The sequence below is a fragment of the Bradyrhizobium sp. genome (assembly GCF_049798375.1).
In the GTDB taxonomy this organism is placed as follows: domain Bacteria; phylum Pseudomonadota; class Alphaproteobacteria; order Rhizobiales; family Xanthobacteraceae; genus Bradyrhizobium.
The window spans coordinates 1-5754 of record NZ_JBARGP010000635.1 but is presented as its reverse complement, the minus strand read 5'-3'; the positions used below and the strand labels follow the sequence as shown (position 1 = coordinate 5754).

The 5754-nt window shown below is 63.8% G+C and carries 6 protein-coding genes; all 6 read left to right on the top strand.

Annotation, left to right across the window (positions count from 1 at the left end):
* The coding region (locus WA702_RS25045; RefSeq protein ID WP_425113229.1) for a LysR family transcriptional regulator at positions 1 to 942 on the top strand (942 nt) is incomplete at its 5' end.
* Positions 943 to 1185: 243 nt separating this feature from the next.
* Positions 1186 to 1932: a gluconate 2-dehydrogenase subunit 3 family protein gene (locus WA702_RS25040; protein WP_425113228.1), complete on the top strand. Its 747-nt coding sequence runs from the start codon at positions 1186 to 1188 to the stop codon at positions 1930 to 1932.
* Positions 1933 to 1935: 3 nt separating this feature from the next.
* Positions 1936 to 3714, top strand: coding sequence for a GMC family oxidoreductase (locus WA702_RS25035; RefSeq protein WP_425113227.1), 1779 nt, complete (start codon positions 1936 to 1938; stop codon positions 3712 to 3714).
* Positions 3707 to 4948, top strand: a complete 1242-nt coding sequence (locus tag WA702_RS25030; protein ID WP_425113226.1) for a c-type cytochrome — start codon at positions 3707 to 3709, stop codon at positions 4946 to 4948. Before WA702_RS25035 ends, WA702_RS25030 begins: the two co-directional genes overlap by 8 nt.
* Before the next feature lie 103 nt (positions 4949 to 5051).
* Positions 5052 to 5276: a hypothetical protein gene (locus tag WA702_RS25025; protein ID WP_425113225.1), complete on the top strand. Its 225-nt coding sequence runs from the start codon at positions 5052 to 5054 to the stop codon at positions 5274 to 5276.
* 130 nt (positions 5277 to 5406) lie between these two features.
* Positions 5407 to 5754: DUF4142 domain-containing protein (locus WA702_RS25020; RefSeq protein ID WP_425113224.1), on the top strand; the 348-nt coding region annotated here is incomplete at its 3' end.

Here is a 5754-nt window from a genome sequence, read left to right as displayed (position 1 = left end):
CGGACAGTTTATGCTACGGACTGCAATAATATCGCCGGAGTGCCTTTCATGGACCGCCTCGATGCCGTGACCGTCTTCGTCGCTGTTGCCGAGCAGGAAAGCTTCGCCGCGGCGGCACGCAAGCTGTCGCGCACGCCGGCGGCGGTGACCCGAGCGGTCGCCGAGCTGGAAGCGAGCCTCAGCAAACGGCTGCTGAACCGGACCACGCGCTCGGTGGCGCTGACCGAAGCGGGCCAGCTCTATCTCGACCGCGCGCGCAAATTGCTGGCTGCGCATGCCGAGTTCGAAGGGGCCGCGCCCGACGATCACGAGCCCAGCGGCACCCTTCACATCACGGCGCCGGTCAATTTCGGCCGCCAGCATATGATGCCGCTGTTATGCGATTTCCTGGAGAGGTACCCGCGCGTCGACGCCCGCGTGCTGCTCGTCGACCGCGTGGTCTCGATGGTGGAAGAAGGGCTCGATGTCGGCGTCCGGCTCGGCCGGCTGCCGGATTCCTCGCTGCGTGTCACGCGCGCCGGCACCGTCAAGATGGCGGTCTATGCAAGCCCGGCCTACATCGCCCGCCACGGCGCTCCGGCCCTGCCGTCCGAACTGATCCAGCACCGCACGATCTCGGCCGGCAACATCAATCCGAATCCGGATCGCTGGTCGTTCGAGGGCAAGGGCGGCGCGTTGCATGTCGCGATCAAGCCGCGGCTCATAGTCAATACCACCGAAGCCGCCGCGGATGCCGCAGCCAGCGGGCTCGGCCTCGCCTTTCTGGTCTCCTATCAGGCTGCCCAGCATGTCGCCACAGGGCGGCTGGTCGAGGTGCTGTCGGAGTACAGCGTCGAAGAGCTTCCGATCCAGATCATCCAGCCCGCGGGCCGGTTCACGCCGGCCAAGGTGCGCGCCTTCATCGACGAGATCGGTGCGGGGCTGCGTCGGCAATTCGGCTAAATTCGCCGGCCGTGCGCGCCGATATGGAACCATCGTGCCACGATATAATTTGAGATGGCACGTACAATCCTCGGCGACGGCCTGCTTTCATACCTTCATACCGCTAGGGCGGGGCTTCTTCACGCAAAACTGAGCGGAACGCAGTCGAACGCTTCCCAACTCAACCCCCGTCAGTGGCGCAGTCGAGAGCCGAGTTCGCTATCAGACGAAGCACGCGCGTCAGGAAAGCCGAGCGAGGGAATCATGAGCAACGACAAAGGCGATCTTGCGATCTGTCGGCGCCAACTGCTCGCCGGCGCGGCTTTTTTGGCTCTCGGCATGTCGCGCTCGGGCGCGACGGTGATCTTCGATCATCTGCCATGGACGCCCAATGCGGGCAATCCGCCGCCGAGGCCGGTGCCCGGACCCTGGCACTTCTTCAGAGGCGACGAAGGCCGGACGGCCGAAGCGCTCGCCGACCGCATCATCCCTCCCGACCCGCAAACACCTGGCGGCACCGATGCCGGCTGTGCCGACTTCATCGACCGGCAGCTCGCCGGTCCGTATGGGCGGCAGGAAGGTCTCTATACGCGGCCGCCGTTCCAGAATGGCGCCAAGAACCAGGGTCATCAATCCGAACAGGGCCCGGCGCAGCAATACCGCAAGGGCTTGGCCGCCCTGAATGCCGCTTGCAAGGTCAAGCTTGGCGGCAGGGCGTTTTACGAACTCTCGGACGCCGACAAGGACAACGTCTTGCACGGCATCGACACCGGCGACTTCAAGCTCGACGGCATCGACGGCAAGGCATTCTTCGAACAGGTCGTAAAGGATGTTCAGATGGGCTTCTTCGCCGATCCGATCTATGGCGGCAATCGCGACATGGTTGCATGGAAGATGATCGGCTTTCCGGGCGCCCGCTACAACTATCTCGACTGGGTCTCGCGTCACAATGAGCGATATCCGTTACCGCCGGTCAGCATGACCGGTCGGATCGAATGGACACGGGGGTGACGCATGACCAGAAGACTTCCCAAGAAGGACGTCGTCATCATCGGGCTTGGCTGGACCGGATCGATCATGGCCAACGAGCTCACCGATGAAGGCCTCGACGTGATCGCGATCGAGCGCGGCCCGTGGCGCGACGCGCCGACCGATTTTCCGCCGACCTACATCCAGGATGAATTGCGTTACCGCGTCCGGCACGAGCTATTTCTGCGCCCGGACCAGCTGACCTTCACCTTCCGCAACAAGATGGACCAGACCGCGCTCCCGATCCGAAGCTGGGGCGCATTCATGCCGCCCAACGGGGTCGGCGGCGGCGGCGTGCACTGGAACGGCGAGACGTGGCGCTTCCTGCCCTCCGACTTCGTGCTCAAGACCCATTTGACCGAACGCTACGGCGCCGCCTTCCTGCCTGAAGACATGACCATTCAGGACTGGGGCATCACCTATGACGAGCTCGAGCCGTTCTACGATCGCTTCGAATATCTGTGCGGAACGTCCGGCACCGCGGGCAATGTCCGCGGCCAGATCATGGAGGGCGGCAATCCGTTCGAAGGCGCGCGGTCGCGCCCCTACCCGACGCCGGCGCAGCCGCAGCCGTTCAGCCAGACGCTGTTCGGCAAGGCAGCGCGTGAGCTCGGCTACAAGCCGTTTCCGCAGCCGTCCGGCAATCTATCCCAGGCCTATACCAACCCGCTCGGGCTGAAGATGGGACCGTGCACCTATTGCGGGTTCTGCGAATGGTTCGGCTGCGCCAATTATTCCAAGGCGAGCCCGCAGACCACCATCCTGCCCTATCTGGTGCGCAAGCCGAATTTCACCGCGCGCGACAATTCCGAAGTGATCCGGATCAACCTCGACAAATCAGGCACGCGCGCGACCGGGGTCACCTTCGTCGATTCGAGCGGCGAGGTCTGGGAGCAGCAGGCCGATCTCGTGATTCTGTCGGCTTACACGCTGTTCAACGTCCAGCTCCTGCTGCACTCGCAGATCGGCCAGCCCTATGATCCCGCCAAGGGGACGGGCACGGTCGGCCGCAACTACACGCACCAGACGATCTCGACCGTCAACGGCTTTTTCGATCCGAAGAAGTTCAACTTCAATCCCTTTATCGCGTCGGGCTCGATCGGAATGTGCATCGACGAGTTCAACGGCGACAATTTCGACCACGGGCCGCACGGCTTCGTCGGCGGCGGCTATATGGGCCAGGTGCAGACCGGCGGCCGCCCGATCGAAAGCACGATCGTGCCGCCGGGCACGCCGAAATGGGGCGCGGCCTGGAAGAGCGCCGTGAAGGAGAACTATCTGTCGACCGTGAAGCCGGGCACTGGCGTGCACGGCAGCTTCTATTCCTATCGCGACATCTATCTCGATCTCGATCCGACTTATACCGATCGCTTCAAGCGGCCGCTGATGCGGATGACGATCGATCTCAAGGAGAACGAGCTCAAGCAGAACAAGTTTCTCACCGACAAGTTCGCCGAGATCATCAAGGCGATGGGCGCGCAGAAGCTCCACGTACAGTACCGCACCGGCCCATATGACATCACCACCTATCAGACGACCCATCTCAACGGTGGCGCGATCATGGGGACCGATCGCAACACCAGCGTGCTCAACCGCTATCTGCAGAGCTGGGACGTGCCGAACCTGTTCGTGCTCGGCGCCAGCGCGTTTCCGCAGAACGCCGGCTATAACCCGACCGGCACCGTCGGCGCCCTCGCCTTTTGGGCGGCAACTGCGATCCGCAGCAAATATCTGAAGAATCCCGGGAGGCTTGTCGATGCGTAAGCGCGTCCCGCTTGCTCTCGCCTGGTTCGGCCTTCTCGTCGCGATCGTCTCGCGGCCCGCTATTGCCGACCCGCAGGATTTCCCGCAGATCGAACGCGGCCGCTATCTCGCGGTGCTCTCCGATTGCGCGAGCTGCCATACGGTGCCCGGCAGCAACCAACAGTTCAGCGGCGGCCGCTCGATCGAGACGCCGTTCGGAAATATCGTCGCGCCGAATATCACGCCGGACGCCGAGACCGGCATCGGGACCTGGAGCGACGATCAGTTCGAGGCGGCGGTCCGCAAGGGCATCCGGCGCGACGGCTCACGGCTCTATCCGGCGATGCCTTACAACGCCTACACCAAGATGTCGCGTGACGACGTGCTGGCCATCCGCGCCTATCTGAACACGCTGACACCTGTGCGCAACGCCGTCGTCGCCAACACGCTGCCATTCCCGTTCAACATCCGCGCCGCCATGCGCGCATGGGATGCGCTCTACTTCACCGAAGGCGAATACCGGCCCGAGCCGAACCAGTCGACCGAATGGAATCGCGGCGCCTTTCTCGTCACCGGCCCCGGTCATTGCGGCGCCTGCCACACGCCCAAGACTTTCCTCGGCGGCGACAAGACCGATCAGTTCTTGCGCGGCAGCTATCTGCAGGGCTGGTCGGCGCTCGACATCACCAACGATTCGCGCCTTGGTCTCGGCCGCTGGTCCAAAGAGGACATCGTCGCCTATCTGCGCTCCGGCCACAATCGCATCACGGCTGCGACCGCGCCGATGAGCGAGGTCATCGCGCTGTCGACCTCTCACATGACGGATCCCGATCTCAACGCCATCGCGACCTATCTGAAATCGCTGCCCGGCAAGAATGACGGCACCGCGCAACTGGCCGCGAACGCGCCGCCGATGGTCGCCGGAGCAGCCATCTATCGCGATCAATGCTCGGCCTGCCATGGCCTCGACGGCAAAGGCGTCGCCGAGCTGTTTCCGTCCCTCGCCGAGTCATCGTTGGTCCGGTCGGACGACCCGACGACTGCGATCCGCATCGTGCTGCGAGGTGCGCGCAGCGTGGGCACCGACGCGCAGCCCACCGCGCCCGGAATGCCGTCTTATGGCCGGCAGCTCGACGACGCCGAGATCGCGGCTGTGCTCACCTATGTGAGAAACAATTCGGCCAATACCGCCAGCGCGGTGACGGCCGATCAGGTCGCGAAAGTCCGGCACGATACCGCGACACGGCCGGACTAGGTCTCCTGCGTCGATCGGTGGGAACGCTCGGCCCGACCGGCCGTTCTCATCGATGGTCCTTGCTTTTGCTGGTTCCAACCAGCCCGCCAGGAACGGAGACCCCATGAGCGATTCCCGCGACATTCAGCACGGCGTCAACGATCCTGTCGGCGGTGCCGACGTGAAGGCGCGCCTCGACCAGAACCAAACTCCGCATGAGCTTGCTCAAGGGGGCGCCGACGTTCGCGCGCCGGCTTCGCCCGCGCCAGAGCCGTTCCTGCCCGAGCGGCTGCGCCGGCAGGCAACCGATCCGCTCAACGCCCGCACTGGCCGCAGGCCGACCGACTGAGGCATTCTGCGCGAACCGGCGCGGTTCGTTCCGGCATAGGAACAAACACCGCCGGAAGATGATTGATCCCGCACATCATTGCGCCGGGCACGAATGGGATGCCTAGCAAAAGCCAGAGGGATCCTTGATCATGAAACGTGTTGTCATCGCCGCCGCCTGCGTACTTCTCGCGGGTCCCGTGCTTGCCCAATCGGTGGGAGAAAAAACCGGCGTCAATTCGGCTCTTGGCGTCACGCCGAGCACCGATGACTTCGTCAAGGAGGTCGCGATCAGCGACATGTTCGAGATCGAATCGAACAAGCTCGGCGAGCAGAAGGGCAACGCGCAGGAGAAGACCTTTGCCCAGCAGATGGTGACCGATCACACCAAGACCTCGACTGAGCTGAAGAGCATGGTGACCAGCGGCAAGGTCAAGGCGACCTTGCCGACCGCGCTCGATAGCTCGCACCAGAGCAAGCTCGACAAGCTGAAAGGCGCC